The following is a 19,986-nucleotide window of genomic DNA, read 5'->3' as shown; positions in this document are numbered from 1 at the left end:
ATCACTCCTTCGTGATGTTCGTGAAGTCGAAGCGGCCGTTCCACGTGAGCTCCCCGTGAACGCCCTCGCCGACACCGGCTGCAGCGTTGTAGTCCCAGAGCGGAACGACGGGGAGGTCCGCCAGCAGGATCGACTGCGCCTCGTTGATCAGTCGGGTCGACTGCGCCGGATCCAGCGCCTGCTGCCCCTCCGCGATCTTCCTGTCGAACGCCGGATTGCTGTAGTCGCCGTCGTTCGAGCCGCCGCCGGTCACGTAGTTCGACTCGAGGAAGTTCAGCAGTGTGGGGTAGTCGCCCTGCCAGCCGTTACGGCCGGCCGACTTCAACGTGCGCTTGGTCAGTTCGTCGCGGATCTGCTTGAAGGTGGCGTACGGCTTGCCCTCGGCCTCGATGCCGAGGGTGTTCTTGATCTGATTGGTGACCGCGTCGATCCACTGCTTGTGATCACCGTCGGAGTTGTAGGCGATGGTGAACGCACCGGTCCACGGCTTGATCGCGTTCGCCTGCGCCCACCGCTGCTTCGCGAGCTCCGGATTGTGCTTGACGGTCTCGTTGCCCGGGATATCGCCGCTCCACCCGGGGATCGAGCGAGCCGTGAACTCGAGCGCCGGGTTGCGGAAGCCCTGGAAGACCACGTCGATGATCTGCTGCCGGTCGATCGACATGGAGATCGCCTGCCGCCGCAGCCGCCCCTCCTCGTCCGGGCCGAAGTGCTCGAGGAACTCGGGGATCACGAACGACTGGGTCTGCGCGGTCGGCTTGGTGATCGCCTTCTTGCCCAGCGTCTTCTTGAACGAGCGCAACGCGCTGTTGGGGATGGTGTCGAGCGCGTCGAGGTTGCCCGACGTCAGGTCGGTGTACGCCGGGTCGAACGACTCGTACATCACGAACGTGAGGCCGCCGTTCTTCGGCTTGGGCCCCTTGTAGTCCTCGTTGCGGACGACGTCCAGCTGGACGTTGTGCCGCCACTGCTTGAGCTTGTACGGGCCGTTGCCGACGGGGTTCTGGCCGAACTTCTCCTTGCCCTCGGTGAAGAACACGTCGGGGAGGGGCACGAACGGGGTGAACCCGAGCGCCAGCTTGAAGTCGATGTTCGGGGCGGCGAGGTCGATGGTGAACGTGTAGTCGTCGACCACCTTGAGGCCGCTCATCTCGGTCTTGGTGGCACCCTTCTCGGACACCTCGTCGAAGCCGGCGATCGGGGCGTAGAAGCTCTGCTGCTTCTGCAGGTTGCCGATGGCGGCACCGAAGTTCCAGGCGCGCACGTAGTTCTGCGCCTTCACGGGGGTGCCGTCGGTGAACTTCCAGTCGCGCTTGAGCTTGACCGTGAACCGCTTGTTATCCGTGGTCTCGACCGCTTCAGCGTTCGCGAGCTCGGGTGTCCCGTCCGCTTCATAGCTGTAGAGCCCGGTGAACAGGGAGTCGACCACGCGACCGCCCATGTTCTCGTTGGTGTCCGAGGGAACCAGTCCGCTCTGCGGCTCACCGCCGTTCACCCGCACGATCGCATCGGGCCCGACGGTGTTCTGCGACCGCGCGCCGTCCATGCTGCACCCGGACACCGCCAGGCTCGCGGCGACGGCGACCGCGAGGATCGCCCGCGTCGTCGACCACCGCTGTGTTTGTCTTCTCACTACTACCTCCGCCGGAGTTGGCCAGTTCAGTGCACAGCACTTTAAGCGCACCTCACTACTCTGTCCCGGCAATGCTCGCTGTCGATCCCCGTCCCGGCGAGTCCGCACCGAACGTCGTCGTCCCGGGGTATAAGAGGAGGGCAACCCCGTGCAACCCCGGCCCTCGGCGTCCCAGATTCGGAAAAGCCCTGCCCGTGCCCTGACGGGGTCCCTACGATTGACCCATGACTGATTCCGCGACCGCCGCATACCCGCCTTCCGCAGAATTCGCAGCTCAGGCCAACACGCAGGGGCGCGACCTGTACGACCGTGCCGAAGCGGACCGTTTGGGCTTCTGGGCCGAGCAGGCGAACCGGCTGCACTGGGACACCCCGTTCGGCGAGGTTCTGGACTGGAGCGGCGCCCCCTTCGCCAAGTGGTTCGTGGGCGGCAGGCTCAACGTCGCGTACAACTGCGTCGATCGCCACGTGGACGCGGGCAACGGCGACCGCGTCGCGATCCACTGGATCGGCGAGCCCGGCGACAGCCGCGACCTCACCTACAACGACCTCAAGGACGAGGTGAGCCGCGCGGCCAACTACCTGAGCTCGCTGGGCCTGCAGCCCGGCGACCGGGTCGCGATCTACATGCCGATGGTGCCCGAGGCCATCGTCGCCATGCTCGCCTGCGCGCGCCTGGGCCTGACCCACTCGGTGGTCTTCGGCGGCTTCTCCGCCGCGGCCCTGCGCTCGCGCGTCGACGACGCCGAGGCGAAGGTGGTCATCACCACCGACGGCCAGTTCCGCCGCGGCAAGCCCGCGCCGCTCAAGGCCAATGTCGACGAGGCGCTCGACATGGACGTCGACGGCACCACGACCACCACGGTCGAGAAGGTCATCGTGGTGCAGCGCTGCAAGAACGACATCGACTGGCACGACCGCGACGTGTGGTGGCACGAGTCGGTGGGCGCGGCATCGTCGGAGCACGCCCCCGAGGCCTTCGACGCGGAGCACCCCCTGTTCCTGCTGTACACCTCCGGCACCACGGGCAAGCCCAAGGGCATCGTGCACAGCTCAGGCGGCTACCTCACGCAGGCCGCGTACACGCACCACTACCTCTTCGACCTCAAGCCGGAGAAGGACGTGTACTGGTGCACCGCCGACATCGGCTGGGTCACGGGCCACACCTACATCGTCTACGGCCCGCTGGCCAACGGCGCCACCCAGATCCTGTACGAGGGCACGCCGAACTCGCCGAACGAGCACCGGCACTTCGAGATCATCGAGAAGTACGGCGTCTCGATCTACTACATCGCACCCACGCTGGTGCGCACGTTCATGAAGTGGGGCCGCGAGATCCCCGACGCGCACGACCTGAGCTCGATCCGCGTGCTCGGTTCGGTGGGCGAGCCCATCAACCCCGAGGCGTGGCGCTGGTACCGCGACGTCATCGGCGCCGGCACGGCCCCGATCGTCGACACCTGGTGGCAGACGGAGACCGGCGCCGCGATGGTCGCGCCGCTCCCCGGTACGACCGTGCTCAAGCCCGGCTCGGCGATGGAGCCCGTGCCCGGCATCAGCGCGAACATCGTCGACGACGACGGGAACAGCCTGCCCCGCGGCGAATCCGGCCTGCTGGTGCTCGACAAGCCGTGGCCGGCGATGCTCCGCGGCATCTGGGGCGATCCGGAGCGGTTCGTGGACACCTACTGGTCGCGCTACGCCGACCAGGGCTGGTACTTCGCGGGCGACGGTGCGCGGTACGACGAGGACGGCGCGCTCTGGGTGCTGGGCCGCGTCGACGACGTCATGAACATCTCGGGCCACCGCATCTCGACCGCCGAGGTCGAGTCCGCGCTCGTCGGGCACCCGGCCGTGGCCGAGGCGGCCGTGGTGGGCGCGTCCGACGCGACGACGGGGCAGGCCATCGCCGCGTTCGTCATCCTGCGCCAGGGCGTCGACGATTCCGACCCTGCCACGCTGATCGCCGAGATGACGGCGCAGGTCTCGAAGGACATCTCGCCGATCGCCAAGCCGCGCGAGATCAACATCGTGCCCGAGCTTCCGAAGACCCGTTCCGGCAAGATCATGCGCCGCCTGCTCCGCGACGTGGCCGAGGGCCGCGAGCTGGGCGACACGTCGACGCTGGTGGATCCGACGGTCTTCGAGAACATCCGCAAGCAGCGGAGCTGAATCACCTCGCTTCGAGCGACCGAGGGCGGTAACGTCCGGTAGCTGTGTCGTCGCCATCCGCGGCCGCAGTTCCCGGGCGTGCCGCCCTCCTCGCTGTTCTCCGCCCGTACGTCCGCCTGACGGTGGCCGGCTTCCGCCAGCAGTCGACCTACCTGGGCGCGGCGGTGGCGGGCCTGTTCACCAACGCCGTCTTCGGCTTCCTCAAGATGGCGATCCTGCTCGCGACGCTCGCGGGCGCGGGCGGTTCCGCGGGCGGCTACACGCCCGAGCTCATGGTGAGCTACATCTTCCTCTCGCAAGGCCTCCTCACGGCTGTCGGTGCTTTCGGCACCGACGGCGACCTCCCCGAGCGGATACGCACCGGCGACATCGCCGTCGACTTCCTCCGCCCGCTCAACGTGCAGTTCGCCACGCTCGCCACCGGGATCGGCGGTGCCCTCTACTCCCTCATTCCCCGGTGGACACCGCTCGTCGCCGTCGGGCTGGTGACGGGAATGATGGCCTGGGCCGACCAGCCCGCGGCCTATCCGCTCGCCGTGCTGAGCATCCTGTTGTCGATAGTCCTGGCCCGCGCCCTGCTGTACGCCGTCGAGGTGCTGGGCTTCTGGGTGGTCGAGACACGCGGCATCGTCCTGTTCTACGTCATCGTCGCCAGCTTCCTCATGGGCATGTTCGTGCCGATCGGGCTCTTTCCCGACTGGCTGGCGGCGATGGCCGCGTACTCGCCCTTCGCGTCGATCCTCATGCCGCCCTGCGACATCCTGTCGGGCAGGATCGACGTAGCCGCTGCACTACCCGTCGTCGCGGCGCAGGCGGCGTGGGGCGCGGGAGCGCTCGTACTCGGCGCCGTGCTCACCGCCGCGGGGCGCAAGCGACTGGAGGTGCAGGGTGGCTGACCTCTCCACCGATACCTGCCCCGGGCCGCTCGCTCCGTATCGCGCCGTGCTGGCCTCGCGCGTCCAGGCGCAGGCGTCGTACCGCGCCTCCCTCACGCTCGACCTGGTCACGGCGGCGGTGCTGGGGCTCGTCGAATTCGCAGAAGTATGGTTGCTGTTCCACAACGCGAAGGTGATCGGCGGCCTGACCTTCTCCGCCGTGCTGCTCGTCTTCGCGCTCGCCGACCTCTCGTTCTGCTCCGCGGACATCCTGTTCGGGCACCTCGACAAGCTGCACCGGTACATCCGCAAAGGCACCGTCGACGTCTTCTACCTGCGCCCGCAGCCGATCCTGCTGCAACTGATGACCAGCGACATCAGGCTCCACCGACTCACGCGGCCGCTGGTGAGCATCTTCGCACTGGGGTACGCCCTCACGCACAATCCGATCGACTGGCGCCCGGCCACGATCGGGATGGTGGCACTCGCGATGGCGTGCGGCCCCGTGATCTACGCGTCCTTGTTCGTGATCGCGGCGGGAGTGCAGTTCGTCCTCGTCAACGGCGCGGAGTTCACCAACGCGTTCGTGTACGGCGGGCACTACGCATCCACCCAGCCGGCATCGGTGTGGCCGGGTGCCGTGAAGGTGACTCTGGGGTTCGTTCTCCCGTTGGCGTTCACCGGATATCTTCCCTCGCTGGTCATCTTGGGGCTGCCGGGACAGGGGGTCTTCCAGCCGTGGTCGGCGTGGCTGCTCCCGGTGGTCACCCTGTGGGCGATGCTGTTGGCAGCGATCGCCTGGCGGGCGGGACTACGGCACTACCGGGGAGCGGGCGGATGACGGAGCAGATCATCGAGACGCGCGGCCTGACGCGCACGTTCGCCAAGCGCGGGTGGAACGGCCGTACCAAGATGCTCACCACCGCCGTCGACCACCTGGACCTGACGATCGCACCGGGCGAATCCGTCGGGTACATCGGCGCGAACGGCGCGGGGAAGTCCACCACGATCAAGATGCTCATGGGCATCCTCGTACCCACGTCGGGGACGGTGCGCACCGTCGGACTCGATCCCCTGGCCCGGCGACGCGACGTGGCCCGGCGGGTGGGCGTCGTCTTCGGGCAGCGGTCGCAGCTGTGGTGGGACCTGCCCACCGGGCGATCGCTGGAGATCCTCGCCGCCGTGCACCGCCTCCCCGACGCCGTGGCGACGGCGCGGGCGGGCCGGCTCATCGAGCAGCTGGAGCTGGGCGCCTACCTCGACCGGCCGGTGCGCCAGCTCAGCCTCGGCGAGCGGATGCGCGCGGAAGTCGCTGCCTCGCTCATGCATTCGCCGGAGCTGTTGATCCTCGACGAGCCCACCATCGGCCTCGACGTCCTGAGCAAGCAGCGCCTGCGCGAGTTCCTCATCGCCGAGCGCGCCGAGCGCGGCCTCACCCTGCTGCTGACCACCCACGACATGGGCGACGTGGAGCGCCTCTGCGAGCGGATCCTCGTCGTCGACCACGGCCGCACCGCCTTCGACGGCACGCTCGCCGGGCTGGTCGGCACCGTCGGCGCCGCGCGCGTCCTGGTGCTCGACCTGGACCGCCCCACCCCCGATCTCGCGGTCGACGGTGCGCGGCACCTCGCCAGCGAGGGCGGGGGCCTGCGCCAGCGACTGGAGCTGAACGCCCCACTGCCGCAGGTGCTCGCGGCCGTGGCCGAGCGGGCGACGGTGCGCGACCTCACCGTCGAGGAACCCGACATCGAAGACGTGGTGCGGCGGCTCTACGAGCGTTCGCGGCCGAACACCTGAGCGCGCAGGACGTCCACCGGATCGCCCCCGCCGCGCGCGGGCGGCGGCCCGGCCTCCGGCACGCCGAGCGGCCCGGTCAGGTCCTTCTCCCAGCGGGTCCAGTCCGTGACCGCCCAGCGTTCGGCGATCGCCCAGCGGCCGTCCCGGCGCTCGAACCGGTCCACGTACCGCAGTCCCACCGTGAGATACGCCTGCAGCTCGGCGCCCGGGGCCGACCAGTGCGTCGCGGTGCAGTAGGTCTCGACCACCGCGACGTCGCCGTGCAGCTCGCACAGGTGGTTGCCGACCTGGTGATGCGTGCCGCCCAGGGATTCCAGCTGTCCGCGCACCCAGGGCACGTACTCCTCGACCGGGCCGTCGAAGCCGGTGTGGTGGTCGACGGCGCCGGGGTGGTAGCAGGCGCGCACCGCCTCCGGATCGAGGCGATCGATACCGCGGCAGTAGCGCAGCACCACGTCGTGGATCTCCGTGCGGGCGAGCAGGTCGTCGACGGTCATGGCGCCAGTGGACCACGGGAGGTGGACCACGCGGGCGCGAACCGGTAGGCAGTATCCATGGGCTTCACCCGCGAGCAGCTGCTCGCCTACTCGGACACGACGGTGCCGGACCTCATCGGGCCGGAGTGCCGGCTGCTGTTCTCGGGCATCAACCCCGGGCTGTGGACGGCGGCGACGGGAGCGCACTTCGCCCGGCCCGGCAACCGCTTCTACCCCGCGCTGTACGCCGCGGGCATCGTCGACCGCGCCATCGACGCCACCGACGGGATGAGCTTCGCCGACCGGAACGTCTTGGTGGACGCGGGAATCGGCATCACGAACGTCGCACCCCGCGCCACCGCGAAGGCGAGCGAACTCACCGCCGAGGAGCTCCGGGAGGGCGGCGAGGCCCTCGTCGCGCGCGTGCTCGAGGTGGCGCCGCGGATCCTCGCGGTCCTCGGGATCACCGCCTACCGCACCGCCTTCCACGAGCCGAAGGCCGTGCCCGGGCCGCAGGATCGCACCATCGGCGGGACGCGGGTGTGGGTGCTGCCCAACCCGAGCGGGCTCAACGCGCACGAGACGGTCGCCACGCTGGCCGCGGCGTACCGTCGGGCCGCCGAGGCGGCCGGGATCACCCTCGCTGCAGCGCGTCCGCCCGGACCTGCACCAGCGTGAGGTCCAGCAGCGGCGTCGCGACGCCCAGTTCCCCGGCGCGCGCGGCGAGGTCGCCCAGGATGTGCTCGGCCTCGTTCGGCAGGCCCGCCACCAGGTCCCGGTAGAGCGACGAGGTCATCGCCGAGTCCGGATCCAGCAGCACCGATTCGGTCCGCTCGTGCGCGTCCGCGGGAACCGGATGCCCGGCGGCGGCCGCGACGGCCTCGGTCTCCGCGATGATCGCCCGCACCTGCGGCTCGCCGCCGGCCGCGATCACCGGCCCCACGGAGCTGCGGAACAGGCAGCAGAGGATCCCGGTGGCCGCGATGAACGCCCACTTCGCCCACAGCGCCCCGGTGACGTCCTCGCTCACGGTGAGCCGGATGCCGGGGACGTCGAGCGCCCGCGCGACGTCGGGCGCACCGTCGCCGAGGGTGAGGGCGGACCAGTCGGTCATCTGGACCACCGCCCCGTCGTCCAGCGTGGCGACGATCATCGCCAGCGCGCCCAGCACGCGCGGCCCGAACTCGGCCTCGAGCCGGTCCAGATGGGCCATGCCGTTGAGGATCGGCAGGACGACGGTGCCCTCCCCCACCGCGGGGCGCAGGTCGTCGATCACCGCCTCGAGCGCGGGCGCCTTGACCGTGAGGATCACCAGGTCGAAGGCCTGCGGGGCCGCCGCGAGCTCGTCGGCCGTGAGCACGGCGACCTCGTGCGTGCGGGTGCCGGCCGGGTCCGTGAACCGCAGCCCGTCGCGGCGCAGGGCCGCGGCCCGGGCGGGGCGGACCAGGAAGGTCACGTCCCGGCCGGCCTCGATCAGCCGACTGCCGAAGGCCCCGCCGGTCGCGCCGGCGCCCACCACGAGGATCCGCATGCTCACACCTTCTCCAGCTCCACGTCGCGCGTCTCGTGCATCACGAGGAGGGCGATCAGCGTGGCGCCGCCGGCGAGCGCGAGGTACACGCCCACCCAGCCGACGCCGTAGTCGCTCACCAACCAGGTGGCGATGAACGGCGCGATGGCGGCGCCGAGGATCGACGCGAAGTTGTACGAGATGCCGCTGCCCGTGTAGCGGACGTTGGTGGCGAACAGCTCCGGCAGCACGGCGCTCATCGGGCCGAAGGTGAGGCCCATCAGTGTGAGGCCCGCGATGAGCACGGCGAGCATCGTGCCCTGGGTGGTGGTCGCCGGGTCGAGGATCCACTGGAAGGACAGGCCGTAGGCGATGATCGCGAGCGTCACCACGATGAGCACCTTGCGGCGGCCGATGCGATCGGCGAAGTACCCGGAGACGGCGACGAAGGCGGCGAAGAAGAGCACCGCGATGAGCTGCATCTGCAGGAAGTCGATGTAGGAGATGCCGAGCTTGACGCCCGACTTGTCGACCACCTTGCCGGTGCCGTACGAGACGATCCACGTGGTCACGAGGTAGAACAGCGTGTAGGTGGCGACCATGACGAAGGTGCCGATGATGAGCGGCCGCCACGCGGTGCGCAGCACCTCGCCCAGCGGGGCCTTGACCTTCTTGCCGTCCTGGACGGCCTTCGCGAACACCGGGGTCTCGGTCAGCTTGAGACGCACGTACAGGCCCACGATCACCATCACCGCCGAGGCGAGGAACGGGATGCGCCAGCCCCACGTCATGAACGCGTGGTTCGAAGTGGAGGTCTTCGAATCGAAGTCCATCAGCTGCATGATCACCAGGAAGGTGCCGTTGGCCAGGAAGAAGCCGAAGGGCGCGCCCAGCTGGGGCCACATCGCCGCCCACGCCCGCTTGCCAGGCGCAGCCGTCTCCGTCGCCAGCAGCGCGGCGCCCGACCACTCGCCGCCCAGGCCCAGGCCCTGCGCGAAGCGCATCACGGCGAGTAGGGCCGGCGCCCAGTAGCCCACCTGGTCGAAGGTGGGGAGCACGCCGATGAGGAAGGTCGCGATGCCCATGGTGAGGAGCGACCCCACCAGGGTGGCCTTGCGGCCCACCCGGTCACCGAAGTGGCCGAACAGGATCGACCCGAGGGGCCGCGCCGCGAACGCCAGGCCGAAGGTCGCGAACGAGGCGAGCAGCGCCGCGGTGTCGTCCCCCTTCGGGAAGAACAGGGTGGGGAAGACCAGCACTGCTGCGGTCGCGTAGATGTAGAAGTCGAAGAACTCGATGGTGGTGCCCACCATGGAGGCGACGACGATTCGCCTGCGATTCATTCGCAGGAGATTACGCGGGGCGGCACCGAGTGGACGCGGTGACCCGGGTCACCGTCACCACCTGCGGTACGGTCGACCAATGAACGACGCACCGCCCCGGTTCCGGGCCTCACGGGCGTTGATCCGCTTCCTGCGCACCGAGACCGTGGGCGGCACAGCGCTTCTCATCGCAGCGGCGATCGCACTCCTGTGGGCCAACTCGCCCTGGTCCGAGAGTTATCTCCATCTCGCCGAGATCAAGGTCGGCAGCGACGACTGGACGATCTTCGGCCACAGCCTCCACCTGCAGCTCTCGCTGGCCGACTGGGCCAAGGACGGGCTGCTCGCGATCTTCTTCTTCGTGGCGGGCGTCGAGCTCAAACGCGAGCTGGTGGTCGGCGAGCTGTCCACGCTGCGCGGTGCCGCGCTCCCCGTGCTGTGCGCCGTCGGCGGCGTGGTGGTGCCCGCGATCATCGCCTTCGGCATCGCCCGCGACAACCCCTACATCGGCAGTGCGTGGGCCGTCCCCATCGCCACCGACATCGCCTTCGCACTGGGCATCCTCTCGCTCATCGGCTCGCGGCTGCCGTCGGGCGCGCGGGTCTTCCTGCTCGGGCTGGCCGTGGTCGACGATCTCATCGCCATCGCCGTGATCGCCGTTCTCTTCGCGGGCGACCTCAAGGCCGGGTGGCTCGCGGTCGCCGCCGCCGGCTGCGCGCTCTACTGGTTCGGGCAGCACCGTCGGATCTCCACACCCCTCTACTACGTGCCCATCGCGATCGTGGTCTGGGTCGCGATGCTGCAGTCGGGCGTGCACGCCACCATCGCGGGCGTCGCACTGGGCCTGCTGACCCGGGTCAAGTCCGATCCGGGCGAGCTCGACTCCCCCGCGGAGCGGCTCGAGCACAAGATCCAGCCGGTCTCGGCCCTGATCTGCGTGCCGATCTTCGCGTTCTTCGCCTCCGGCGTCGCCGTCAACGGTGAGGTCTTCCGCGAGCTGTTCACCGACGAGCTGGCCCTGGGCATCATGATCGGCCTGTTCTTCGGCAAGATCATCGGCATCTCGGGGGCCAGCGTGATCGCGGTGAAGCTACGGCTGGCCGAGCGCCCCGAAGGCCTCGACAACCGGGACATCCTGGCGCTCAGCGTGCTCGGCGCGATCGGGTTCACCGTGAGCCTGCTGGTCGCGGAGCTCGCACTGCCGCCGGGGGAGGCCGATCTCGCCAAGGCCGCGGTCCTGCTGACCTCCGTGGCCGCGTCGGTGATCGGCGCGCTGTTGTTGCTGCGGCGCGGGCGGGTCCACGGGGCTCGGTGACGGGCCGCGGGTGCGGCTCAGGGGTCGACACGTCGTGGTCGCGCGGACACGCGGGGGTGACCTCTGGCACGATGACTATCAACTAGAGGAGGACCTACAGTGAGCTTGGACAGCACACCCACCGGCGGGACCCCGCGGACGCTCTCGGCGATCCCGCTGACCGATCCCAACGTGACCGCCTCGGGCGATCCCACGATCGGCAGCCTGGTGCGGGACGCATCGACGCAGGTCTCCTCCCTGGTCCGCGCCGAGGTCGAGCTCGCCAAGGCCGAGACCATGCGGGACGTGAAGAAGGCGGCCACCGGCTCGGCCTTCTTCGCCGTCGCGGGCGTCGTGGCCCTGTACTCGTCGTTCTTCTTCTTCTTCTTCCTCACCTGGCTGCTCAACGTCTGGCTGCCGATGTGGGCCGCGTCCCTCATCGTCTTCGTCCTGATGCTGGTCGTGGCCGGCATCGCGGCGTTCCTCGGCTACCTCAAGGTCAAGCGGATCAAGGGCCCGCAGAAGACCATCGCCTCGCTCAAGGAGTCGCAGTCGATGCTCAAGAGCGAGGCCGCCCCGGCTGCCCTCAAGCAGCCGGAGGGCGCACCGTCGAGCGTCGCACGACGCTGACGGCCCGACCTTGAGGCACCGTCGGTGACCAGCCCCGATCCGTCGACCGTCCGGTTCCCCGGCCCGTGGGAACACCTCGACGTCCGCGCCAACGGCATCCGGCTGCACGCCGTCGAGTACCGGCCCGCCGCGGACTCCGCCGCCGAGACCCTCGATTCCGATCGGCCGCTCGTGGTGCTGCTGCACGGTTTCGGCGGATTCTGGTGGAGTTGGCGGCACGTGTTGCCGCAACTCCACGAGGCCGGCTACCGCGCCGTCGCGTTCGACCTGCGCGGCTACGGCGACAGCGACAAGCCGCCGCGCGGCTACGACGGGTGGACCCTCTCCGGCGACGTCGCCGGGCTGATCCGCGCGCTCGGCCACACGTCGGCCGCGGTCGTCGGGCACGGTGAGGGCGGCCTGGGCTGCTGGGCCACCGCCACGCTGCACCCGCGGGTGGTGTCCGCGATCGCGGTCGTCTCCTCGCCGCACCCCATCGCGCTCAAGCGCTCCGCGCTGCGCAACAAGGACCAGCGCTCGGCGATGCTGGGCCCCATCACCTTCGCGCAGCTCCCCCGTGTCGCGGAGGAACGCCTCACGCGCGACGACGGTGCCGAGATCGGCGCCGTGTACGCCGCGCGGAGCGGCGCGACGTGGCGCCGTACCGCGGACTACGCCGACGCCCTCGCCCAGTACCGCAGCGCCATCCAGATCCCCGGCACCGCGCACAGCGCCCTGGAGTACGCCCGCTGGGCCTGGCGCAGCCAGTTCCGCCCCGACGGGGCCCGGTTCCTCAGCAGCATGAACCAGCGGCTGCACATCCCCGTGCTCGCCTTCCGCGGCGAGGCCGATCCGTACGTGCTGCCGCAACCCGTCTACTCCAGCCACGACTGGGCCACCGACTACCGCGTGCGCGCCGTCGAGAACGCGGGGCACTACGCCCACGAGGAGGCGCCCGGCATCGTCGGGCCGCAGCTGGTGGACTTCCTCGCGGGCCTGCCGGGGCCCCGTCTGCTGCCCTGACCTGACCTCCCTCGCCCGACGGTGCCGTCGGCACGCGCCCGGCGACCGGCGCCGTCAGCGGTTGACGCAGGCCCCCGTCGAGACGCCCGCCGTGGCGGTGGTGCCGGCCTGCAGGGCGGGCTCGACCTGCTTGGCGGTGAGGGCGAAGGCGGTGTCGGCGTCGTCGACGGCCACGCCGAAGATCACGCCGACGACGTTGCCCTCGCGGTCGAAGACGGGGCCGCCGGAGTTGCCGGGGCGGACCTGCCCGCGGAGCAGGTAGACGTCGCGCCGGACCTGCGCATCACGGTAGATGTTGCGGCCCTCCAGCGTCTGCTGGCTGCGGACCCGCGACGACGAGAGGGTGAGCGGCCCGCCGCCGGGGTAGCCGAGCACGAAGCCGGGGTCGCCGGGCTTGGCGCCGTTGAACACGATCCGCAGCGGCTTGGCCTGCAGCCCGGGCACATTGAGCACGGCCACATCGGTCTGCGCGTCGAAGTAGACGACCTGGGCGCTGTACTTCTTGGTGCCGTCGACGGTGACCTGAACGCTGCGGGTGCCGGCGACGACGTGCGCGTTCGTGACCACGCGGCCGGGGGTCGCGACGAAACCCGAGCCCTCCAGCGCGCGACTGCACGACGGGGCCTGGCCGTCGATGCGGACCACCGACGACCGGACGCGTTGTACCGCGGGGTCGGTGAAGTCGACGCGGTCGGGCGTCTCGACGCTGACCACCGGGGTGTTGACGAACGGGCCGAGGGCCTGCGGCAACCCGGAGTCGTCGATGACCGCGGAGAATTTCTGCGGCAGCCCGTCGGCGCCCACGGCCTTCGCGAAGTCGTTGACGGCGCCGAGCACCGCGGAGCCGTTCACGGACCGGGAGACCTGCGGCGCGGCCGCCGAGGTCAGCGGGATCGCCACCAGCCAGGCGGCGACGAGCAGCGCTCCGACCTGCACCACGGCGCCCACGCCGGAGTCGACGGTGCGCAGTCCGGGGCTGCGGATCGAGCTGCGCACCGCGCGCCCGAGCACCATGCCGGAGAGTTCGCCGATGATCACCAGCCCGGCCAGCAACCCGACGCCGAGGATGACGCGGCCCTTCGCGCCGTCGACCGAGCCGAGGACGTGCGGCGCGAGCAGCACGCCGGCGGCGGCGCCGAGCACCACGCCGACGAAGGCGAGCACGGAGGCGGCCGCGCCCTGCCGGTAGCCGGAGATCGCCGCGAGGATCATGAGGACGACGACGATCACGTCGACCCAGGTCGAACCGGTCATCGAGCGCTCTCCTGCCAGGTCTGGGCGCGGGCGGCCGCGGCGCGCACCTCATCGGTGAGCGGCCGGACGTCGTCGGTGTCCCAGGGCTGCTCCCAGCCCGCGGCCCCGATCAGGGCGTTCACCAGGCCGCCGGTGAAGCCCCACACCAGCATCGGCCCGGCGGCGAAGGCGGGGCCGCGGTAGAAGGACTTGCGCACCATGAACCGGTGCGCGGGGTCGATGAGCTCGGTCAGCGGCACCCGCCGGACCAGCGCGGTCTCGGCGGGATCGACGGCGCGGACCTCGGAGGGACGCGCCGCGAAGCCGATGACCGGGACCACGCGGAAACCCGAGACGGGCACCTCGATCGGATCCAGTTCGGCGACCACCTCGACGGAGTCGGGGTCGAGCCCGGTCTCCTCCCACGCCTCGCGGAGGGCGACCGCCACGTCGTCGGCGTCCTCGGGGTCGCGGGCGCCGCCGGGGAAGGCCACCTGCCCCGCGTGCTGCCGCATCGCGGAGGCGCGCTGCGTGAGCAGCACCGTCGCGTCCGCGGGCGGCGTCGCGCCGGACGCGGCGGGGTCACCGTCGAACAGGATGAGGACCGACGCGCGGCGCGGGTTCCGCACGCGCTGCAGGGCGGCGACGGCGCCGCCGCGCTGCTCGATCTCGCTCGCCACGTCGCCGAGGTTGCCGAGCAGCGGGTCCAGCCACCGCGGCGCGCTCACAGGGACACCCCGAGCTCGGTCGTCAGCAGGGCGGCCACCTCGTCGACGGAGGTGAAGGGTTGTGCGTGCACACCGGCCACAGTGCCATCGGAACGCAACAGAACGGTCACGGGGTAGGCCCGCGGCGCGCCGAGAGCCGTCGCGACCGCGCTCTGCGGGTCCTGCACGGTCGGCAGCGCGACCTTCAGCTCAGCCAGCAGGTCCAGGCCCGCGACGGCGTTCGGGTCGGCGTGGACGCCGAGCACGGTGAGCCGGTCCCCGGCGCGCGCCGCGACGTCGGCGAGCACGGGGAGTTCGACGCGACACGGGCCGCACCACCAGGCCCAGATGTTGAGCAGGACGGGTTTGTTCCCCGCGGCGGCCAGGTCGACGGGGCCGCCGTCGCCGAGGCAGCTCAGCGACCGGCCCGCGAGCTGCGCGGCGCCGATCCCGGTGGGGCACGGGGGCAGGGCCGCCCGGGCACGCGCGTCCGCCAGCTGCCCCGGGCTCACGCTGGTCGACGGTGCCGCCGCCGGCGCCGTCGGGGACGCGGCACCGTCGTTCCCGCGGGGCCAGATGGCGACGGCCAGGGCGACCGCGACGATCGCGCAGACGATGAGCCAACGCACGCCGGCGGGGACGCGGCTGCGCTCGCCGGGCAGCAGGGGCGCGGGCGCGCGGTCGGCATCGGGCTTCGAGGGCTCGGTCACCGGGCGCCCCCGGCCGGGACCCGGCGCCGCCGCGGCGGGGGCGGCGCGATCTCGAGCAGGTGGTCGCGCTCGGGGCCCTTGACGAGATCGGCGGCCTCGACGGGGTCGATGGGCCCGGTCCCGAACGAGGGGCAGTCCTTGGCGAGCACGCAGACGCCGCACGCGGGCTTACGGGCGTGGCACACGCGGCGGCCGTGGAAGATCACGCGGTGGCTGAGCAGCGTCCACTCCGTGCGCGGGATCAACTCCCCCACGGCGTGCTCGATCTTCACCGGGTCGGTCTCCTCGGTCCACTCCCAGCGGTGCACGAGCCGCGAGAAATGGGTGTCGACGGTGATGCCGGGCACGTCGAAGGCGTTGCCGAGGATCACGTTGGCGGTCTTGCGGCCGAAGCCGGGCAGGGTCACCAGTTCCTTCATGGTGCGCGGAACCTCGCCGTCGAAACGGTCCACGAGGGCCTGGCCGAGCCCCATGATCGACGTGGCCTTGTTGCGGTAGAAGCCCGTCGAGCGGATGTACTCCTCCAGTTCCGCCCGGTTGGCCCCGGCGTAGTCGGCGGCCGTCCGGTACCGGGCGAACAACGCCGGTGTGACTTGATTCACGCGCACGTCGGTGCACTGCGCGGAGAGGATCGTGGCGACCGACAGCTCCAGTGGATCGGTGAAGTCGAGTTCGCAGTACACGTGGGGGAACGCGGTGGCGAGTGTCCGATTCATCCGCCGGGCACGGCGCACCAGTCCGAGGTGGGTTTCCGGCTCCGGGGGCATGGGAACCGATTCTAACGACGCTGCCGTGGCTCGTTCGTTGCCGTATCGAGACCTTGGCTGTGTTTACTGTCCGGCATGCAAGGATTGCTCGGGTTGCTGTTCCCGGTGGTGCTGATGCTCTTCGCATTGGCCATGGAACGAATCGAGACGCGGGTGACGGCCGAGCCCGTCGCGCCCCCCGCCACCGCCGACGACGAGGCCCCCGACGTCGAGACACTGGCGCGGATCGGCCTCCCCAAGGCCGTCGACAGCCTCGACCTCGACGGGGGCGCCGAGCGGCGCGCCAGCTGACCGCGCGAGGGCCCAGAGCGGCCGCAATGCGGAACGCCGTCGTGCCCTTGGACATGTGAGCGGGTAGTCTTTCCGTTAGTCGTCTGTGCGATTTCCCACATCTGCACGGAACGCTGCATAAACTCACACACCAGGTCGCGGCGATCGCCGCCTGCGACGGATCGTCGATCAAGGAACGAGGTACCCCGTGGACGAGGTCCTGGCGCGGGCCGGCATTTTTCAGGGTGTCGAGCCGGGCGCGGTCGATGCGCTCACCAAGGATCTGCACGAGGTCGACTACCCCCGTGGCCACGTCATCTTCAATGAGGGCGAGCCCGGCGACCGGCTGTACATCATCCTGTCCGGCAAGGTGAAGCTCGGCCGCCGTTCGCCGGACGGCCGCGAGAACCTGCTCTCCGTGATGGGCCCGTCGGACATGTTCGGCGAGATGTCGATCTTCGACCCGGGCCCCCGCACGTCGAGCGCCACCTGCATCACCGAGGTCCGCGCGATGACGATGGACCGCGAGGCCCTGCGCGCGTGGATCCGCGACCGGCCCGAGATCGCGGAGCAGCTGCTGCGCGTGCTGGCCCGTCGCCTGCGGCGCACCAACAACAACCTGGCCGACCTCATCTTCACCGACGTCCCCGGCCGCGTCGCCAAGCAGCTGCTGCAGCTCGCACAGCGCTTCGGTACGCACGAGAACGGCGCGCTGCGGGTGACGCACGACCTCACACAGGAAGAGATCGCGCAGCTCGTGGGCGCGTCCCGCGAGACCGTGAACAAGGCCCTGGCCGACTTCGCGCACCGCGGCTGGTTGCGCCTCGAAGGCAAGTCCGTGGTGATCACCGACTCCGAGCGCCTGGCCCGCCGCGCCCGCTAGCGTCGCGCGGCTCCGGTCCCGCCGACTGCGGGATCACACGCCGGGGACGGCGACCCGACCGCGCATGAGGGGCCGGGCCGTCCGCAGCAGCGAAGCGCTGACGGCGTGCGGGCCGTCGGGCCGCGGGGCCACCACGGCCCGGGCCGTGACCACACCCGACGGGGTGGCGATGCGCACGTCGCCCTCAGCGCTCGACGCCGCCTCCGCGACCACCGAGCCGGGCACCGCGGCTGCGACGGCCACCGCGAGCGCGGCGGTACCGGGGATGGCGCGGTGCGTCTGCCCCATCGAGATCGTCCGCACCACGACGTCGGCTGCGGCGGCCGGGAGTTCTGCGCCGTCGAGGGTGCGCGTCGCGCGCGGGCCGAGGACGACGGCGATCTTGGGCACCGCGAGCGGCGTCTCCTCCGGCCGGTCCGCCAGCCCCATGGCGACCGCTCCGGCACGGCGCAGGCCGTCGAGCCGCGCCTGCAGGCCCACGTCGGCGTCGAGTTCGTCCGGCGTCTCGGCGCCCGTCACTCCCACTTCCCCCGCCGCGACGAAGACCATCGGCGTGGCTGCGTCCACCACCGATGACGTGTAGTCGCGGCCTTGGAACCGCAGCCCCGTCCGCGGGCCGCCGCCGGGCAGCAGCCTCCCCGTGCGCGACCCGCCCGGCTCGAGGTACTCGAGCTCGATCGGCGCACCGGTCCCGGGGACACCGGGGATCGCGAGCCCGCCCTCGGTGGCGGCGACACCGCCGGCGACGGCCAGGCGGACGCGGATCACCTTGTCGGTGTTGGTGTTGCGCACGGCGACGGCGCGATCGCCGTCGTCGAGGCTGAGCAGCCCGGCCTCGAGCGCGAACGGGACCACGGCGGCGGAGAGGTTCCCGCAGTTGCCGGAGTAGTCCATCACGGGCTCGCGGATCGCGGCCTGGCCGAAGGTGTACTCCAGAGCGACGTCGGGACGATCGGTCGCCCGAACGACGACGACCTTCGACAGCGACGACAGTCCGCCGCCCATGCCGTCGAGCTGGCGTCCGAATCGATCCGGCGAACCGAGCGCGGCCAGGAACAGCCCGTCGCGCTCGGAGCCCGCGGGCGGTAGGTCCCCCTCGCGGAAGAACAGTCCCTTGCTGGTGCCGCCCCGAAGGAAGGTCGCGTCGATCCACCGCAGCGCCACGATCGTCGGTCAGCCGTGCTCGGCGAGATACTGCAGCTGCACCTTCACCGACATGCGCGCGGCCGGCCAGGCCTTCTTGTCCACATCGCGGTAGACGTGCTTGACCACCTTCATCGGCTTCGCGTCGGCCGCGCTGACGCCCAGCTCGTCGAGCGCGTCGCGGACCTGCTGCAGCCGGTCCCGGCGGTGCGCGGCGTAGGCCGCGACGACGGGGGCGGCGTCGGGCAGGTCCGGGCCGTGGCCGGGGAGCAGGACGCGGCCGGCGGCCACCGTCGACAGGGCGTCGAGCGAGCCGAGGTAGTCGGCGAGGGTGCCGTCCTCCGCGTCGAGCACGGTGGTGCCGCGGCCGAGGATGGTGTCGCCCGAGACCAGCGCGCCGGGCTCGCCCTCGGCACCGTCGACCAGGAAGCTCAGCGAGTCGGCGGTGTGGCCGGGGGTGTGCAGCACCTCGATCCGCAGCCCGGCGACCTCGATCACCTCGCCGCCGGTGAGCGGCGTCGCGGTGTTGATGCAGTACGTCGGGGAGAAGGCGCGGATGGGGCTGCGGGTGAGCTCCGCCCACCGCTTGAGGCCGCCGGTGTGGTCGGCGTGCCGGTGCGTCACCAGGGTCAGGGCGACGGTGCCCGCGGCCTTCGCGACGCGCCGCAGGTGCTTCTTGTCGCCCTTGGGCCCGGGATCGACGACGACGGCCTCCTCGCGGCCCGAGGCGCGCAGGATCCAGGTGTTGGTGCCCTCGAGCGTCATCACCGACGGGTTGTCACACAGCAGCACCGCCGCGTACGGCGTGACCTGCCGCAGCTTCTTCGGCAGCGGGTGGCCCGGGCGGGAGTCCGTCGTGGACGCGGGCGTCATACCTGGACCGTGAGCTCGACCTCGACGGGCGCGCCGAGCGGCAGCTCCGCGACGCCGACGGCGGACCGCACGTGCACGCCGGCGTCTCCGAAGACCTCGCCGAGGAGCAGCGATGCGCCGTTGAGCACCTGCGCCTGGTTGGAGAAGCCGGGCGCGGAGGCCACGTAACCGGTGACCTTGACGATGCGCTTGACCGAGTCGATACCGACGAGCGCGTGGATCGCCGCGAGGGCGTTCAGCGCGCACTGCCGGGCCGCGAACGTCGCGTCCTCGAGGTGGACGATGCCCTCGCGGTTCTCGCTGACCTTGCCCTGCGCCACGAGCTCGCCGTCGCGCATCGGCAGCTGGCCGGACGTGTAGACGAAGTCTCCCACCTGCGTGGCCGGGACGTACGCGGCCAGCGGGGGCACGACCTCGGGCAGGACGATGCCCAGCTCGGCGAGGCGCTCGGAGGCGGTCACGACGTGGCCCGCTTCATGTACGCGACGTGCTGCTCACCGGTCGGGCCGGGGAGCACGGTGACGAGCTCCCAGCCGTCCGCGCCCCAGGTGTCCAGGATCTGCTTGGTGGCGTGCGTCAGCAGCGGAATGGTGGCGTACTCCCAGGTGGTCTTCTCGCTCATGGCATCACCCTATCCACCGCGGGCGCGGCGCGACAGGCGCGATCCCTACGCCGACGCAGAACGTGTTC

General features: G+C 71.0%; 22 protein-coding genes. 10 read left to right on the top strand and 12 right to left on the bottom strand.

Translation table 11 applies throughout. From position 1 onward, the window contains the following. Window position 1: 1 nt before the first annotated feature. Window positions 2-1,546 carry a peptide ABC transporter substrate-binding protein gene (locus ACNAYW_RS02120; RefSeq protein ID WP_415848212.1) on the bottom strand — a complete coding sequence of 515 codons (1,545 nt, stop codon included), beginning with the start codon at window positions 1,544-1,546 and terminating at the stop codon, window positions 2-4. Between the two features lie 311 nt (window positions 1,547-1,857). Between ACNAYW_RS02120 and acs the strand changes: the two genes are divergently transcribed. From acs to ACNAYW_RS02100, 4 genes are read left to right on the top strand one after another with little or no spacing between them, the layout of a single operon-like run. Further along, a complete protein-coding gene (gene acs / locus ACNAYW_RS02115) occupies window positions 1,858-3,804 on the top strand; it encodes an acetate--CoA ligase (protein WP_415848099.1) in 1,947 nt (648 codons plus the stop codon). 44 nt (window positions 3,805-3,848) lie between these two features. Then, a complete protein-coding gene (locus ACNAYW_RS02110; protein ID WP_415848098.1) occupies window positions 3,849-4,700 on the top strand; it encodes an ABC transporter permease in 852 nt (283 codons plus the stop codon). Further along, window positions 4,693-5,520, top strand: a complete 828-nt coding sequence (locus tag ACNAYW_RS02105) for an ABC transporter permease (RefSeq protein ID WP_415848097.1) — start codon at window positions 4,693-4,695, stop codon at window positions 5,518-5,520. Before ACNAYW_RS02110 ends, ACNAYW_RS02105 begins: the two co-directional genes overlap by 8 nt. Further along, window positions 5,517-6,476, top strand: a complete 960-nt coding sequence (locus tag ACNAYW_RS02100) for an ABC transporter ATP-binding protein (protein ID WP_415848096.1) — start codon at window positions 5,517-5,519, stop codon at window positions 6,474-6,476. Before ACNAYW_RS02105 ends, ACNAYW_RS02100 begins: the two co-directional genes overlap by 4 nt. On the opposite strand, the gene ACNAYW_RS02095 is transcribed toward ACNAYW_RS02100, so the two are convergent. Then, the gene (locus ACNAYW_RS02095; protein ID WP_415848095.1) at window positions 6,449-6,973 is read right to left on the bottom strand and encodes a nuclear transport factor 2 family protein; all 525 of its coding nucleotides are present in this window, start codon (window positions 6,971-6,973) and stop codon (window positions 6,449-6,451) included. The two genes, ACNAYW_RS02100 and ACNAYW_RS02095, sit on opposite strands and share 28 nt — an antisense overlap. 57 nt (window positions 6,974-7,030) lie before the next feature. Here ACNAYW_RS02095 and mug point away from each other — a divergent pair, with 57 nt between their 5' ends. Then, the gene (gene mug / locus ACNAYW_RS02090; protein WP_415848094.1) at window positions 7,031-7,630 is read left to right on the top strand and encodes a G/U mismatch-specific DNA glycosylase; all 600 of its coding nucleotides are present in this window, start codon (window positions 7,031-7,033) and stop codon (window positions 7,628-7,630) included. On the opposite strand, the gene ACNAYW_RS02085 is transcribed toward mug, so the two are convergent. Together ACNAYW_RS02085 and ACNAYW_RS02080 are read right to left on the bottom strand one after the other, a co-directional pair. Next, a complete protein-coding gene (locus ACNAYW_RS02085; protein WP_415848093.1) occupies window positions 7,587-8,483 on the bottom strand; it encodes a 2-dehydropantoate 2-reductase in 897 nt (298 codons plus the stop codon). The two genes, mug and ACNAYW_RS02085, sit on opposite strands and share 44 nt — an antisense overlap. 2 nt (window positions 8,484-8,485) lie before the next feature. Continuing rightward, window positions 8,486-9,805, bottom strand: coding sequence for an MFS transporter (locus tag ACNAYW_RS02080; protein WP_415848092.1), 1,320 nt, complete (start codon window positions 9,803-9,805; stop codon window positions 8,486-8,488). Between the two features lie 79 nt (window positions 9,806-9,884). Between ACNAYW_RS02080 and nhaA the strand changes: the two genes are divergently transcribed. From nhaA to ACNAYW_RS02065, 3 genes are all read left to right on the top strand, one after another. Next, entirely contained in the window at window positions 9,885-11,099 is a 1,215-nt protein-coding gene (gene nhaA, locus ACNAYW_RS02075) for a Na+/H+ antiporter NhaA (RefSeq protein ID WP_415848091.1), read from the top strand. 99 nt (window positions 11,100-11,198) lie between these two features. Next, on the top strand, window positions 11,199-11,708 hold the full coding sequence (locus tag ACNAYW_RS02070; RefSeq protein WP_415848090.1) for a phage holin family protein: 510 nt from the start codon (window positions 11,199-11,201) through the stop codon (window positions 11,706-11,708). 24 nt (window positions 11,709-11,732) lie between these two features. Next, window positions 11,733-12,710: an alpha/beta fold hydrolase gene (locus ACNAYW_RS02065; protein WP_415848089.1), complete on the top strand. Its 978-nt coding sequence runs from the start codon at window positions 11,733-11,735 to the stop codon at window positions 12,708-12,710. A 54-nt stretch (window positions 12,711-12,764) separates the two neighbouring features. Here ACNAYW_RS02065 and ACNAYW_RS02060 read toward each other — a convergent pair whose 3' ends face one another. Genes ACNAYW_RS02060 through nth form a run of 4 tightly spaced genes read right to left on the bottom strand, consistent with a single transcriptional unit; the run spans window position 12,765 to window position 16,127 of the window. Next, the gene (locus ACNAYW_RS02060) at window positions 12,765-13,964 is read right to left on the bottom strand and encodes a MarP family serine protease (protein ID WP_415848088.1); all 1,200 of its coding nucleotides are present in this window, start codon (window positions 13,962-13,964) and stop codon (window positions 12,765-12,767) included. After that, window positions 13,961-14,671 (bottom strand): NUDIX hydrolase, encoded by a 711-nt coding sequence (locus tag ACNAYW_RS02055; protein ID WP_415848087.1) that lies wholly within the window; start codon window positions 14,669-14,671, stop codon window positions 13,961-13,963. Before ACNAYW_RS02055 ends, ACNAYW_RS02060 begins: the two co-directional genes overlap by 4 nt. Continuing rightward, a complete protein-coding gene (locus ACNAYW_RS02050) occupies window positions 14,668-15,360 on the bottom strand; it encodes a TlpA family protein disulfide reductase (RefSeq protein WP_415848086.1) in 693 nt (230 codons plus the stop codon). Before ACNAYW_RS02050 ends, ACNAYW_RS02055 begins: the two co-directional genes overlap by 4 nt. Then, window positions 15,357-16,127 carry an endonuclease III gene (gene nth / locus ACNAYW_RS02045; protein WP_415848085.1) on the bottom strand — a complete coding sequence of 257 codons (771 nt, stop codon included), beginning with the start codon at window positions 16,125-16,127 and terminating at the stop codon, window positions 15,357-15,359. Before nth ends, ACNAYW_RS02050 begins: the two co-directional genes overlap by 4 nt. A gap of 75 nt (window positions 16,128-16,202) precedes the next feature. Here nth and ACNAYW_RS02040 point away from each other — a divergent pair, with 75 nt between their 5' ends. Together ACNAYW_RS02040 and ACNAYW_RS02035 are read left to right on the top strand one after the other, a co-directional pair. Continuing rightward, window positions 16,203-16,418, top strand: a complete 216-nt coding sequence (locus ACNAYW_RS02040) for a hypothetical protein (RefSeq protein ID WP_415848084.1) — start codon at window positions 16,203-16,205, stop codon at window positions 16,416-16,418. A gap of 187 nt (window positions 16,419-16,605) precedes the next feature. After that, the gene (locus ACNAYW_RS02035) at window positions 16,606-17,280 is read left to right on the top strand and encodes a Crp/Fnr family transcriptional regulator (RefSeq protein WP_068523121.1); all 675 of its coding nucleotides are present in this window, start codon (window positions 16,606-16,608) and stop codon (window positions 17,278-17,280) included. A 33-nt stretch (window positions 17,281-17,313) separates the two neighbouring features. On the opposite strand, the gene ACNAYW_RS02030 is transcribed toward ACNAYW_RS02035, so the two are convergent. Genes ACNAYW_RS02030 through ACNAYW_RS02015 form a run of 4 tightly spaced genes read right to left on the bottom strand, consistent with a single transcriptional unit; the run spans window position 17,314 to window position 19,918 of the window. Further along, on the bottom strand, window positions 17,314-18,444 hold the full coding sequence (locus tag ACNAYW_RS02030) for a PrpF domain-containing protein (RefSeq protein WP_415848083.1): 1,131 nt from the start codon (window positions 18,442-18,444) through the stop codon (window positions 17,314-17,316). A 9-nt stretch (window positions 18,445-18,453) separates the two neighbouring features. Further along, window positions 18,454-19,296 carry an MBL fold metallo-hydrolase gene (locus ACNAYW_RS02025; protein ID WP_415848082.1) on the bottom strand — a complete coding sequence of 281 codons (843 nt, stop codon included), beginning with the start codon at window positions 19,294-19,296 and terminating at the stop codon, window positions 18,454-18,456. Next, window positions 19,293-19,757, bottom strand: coding sequence for a RidA family protein (locus ACNAYW_RS02020; protein WP_415848081.1), 465 nt, complete (start codon window positions 19,755-19,757; stop codon window positions 19,293-19,295). The genes ACNAYW_RS02025 and ACNAYW_RS02020 overlap by 4 nt, the downstream gene beginning before the upstream one ends. After that, entirely contained in the window at window positions 19,754-19,918 is a 165-nt protein-coding gene (locus tag ACNAYW_RS02015) for a DUF4177 domain-containing protein (RefSeq protein ID WP_415848080.1), read from the bottom strand. The genes ACNAYW_RS02020 and ACNAYW_RS02015 overlap by 4 nt, the downstream gene beginning before the upstream one ends. Window positions 19,919-19,986 lie beyond the last annotated feature (68 nt).

This window comes from Tsukamurella ocularis, assembly GCF_965138335.1.
In the GTDB taxonomy this organism is placed as follows: Bacteria; Actinomycetota; Actinomycetes; order Mycobacteriales; family Mycobacteriaceae; genus Tsukamurella; species Tsukamurella ocularis_A.
This window is presented reverse-complemented; position numbering and strand designations above follow the sequence as displayed.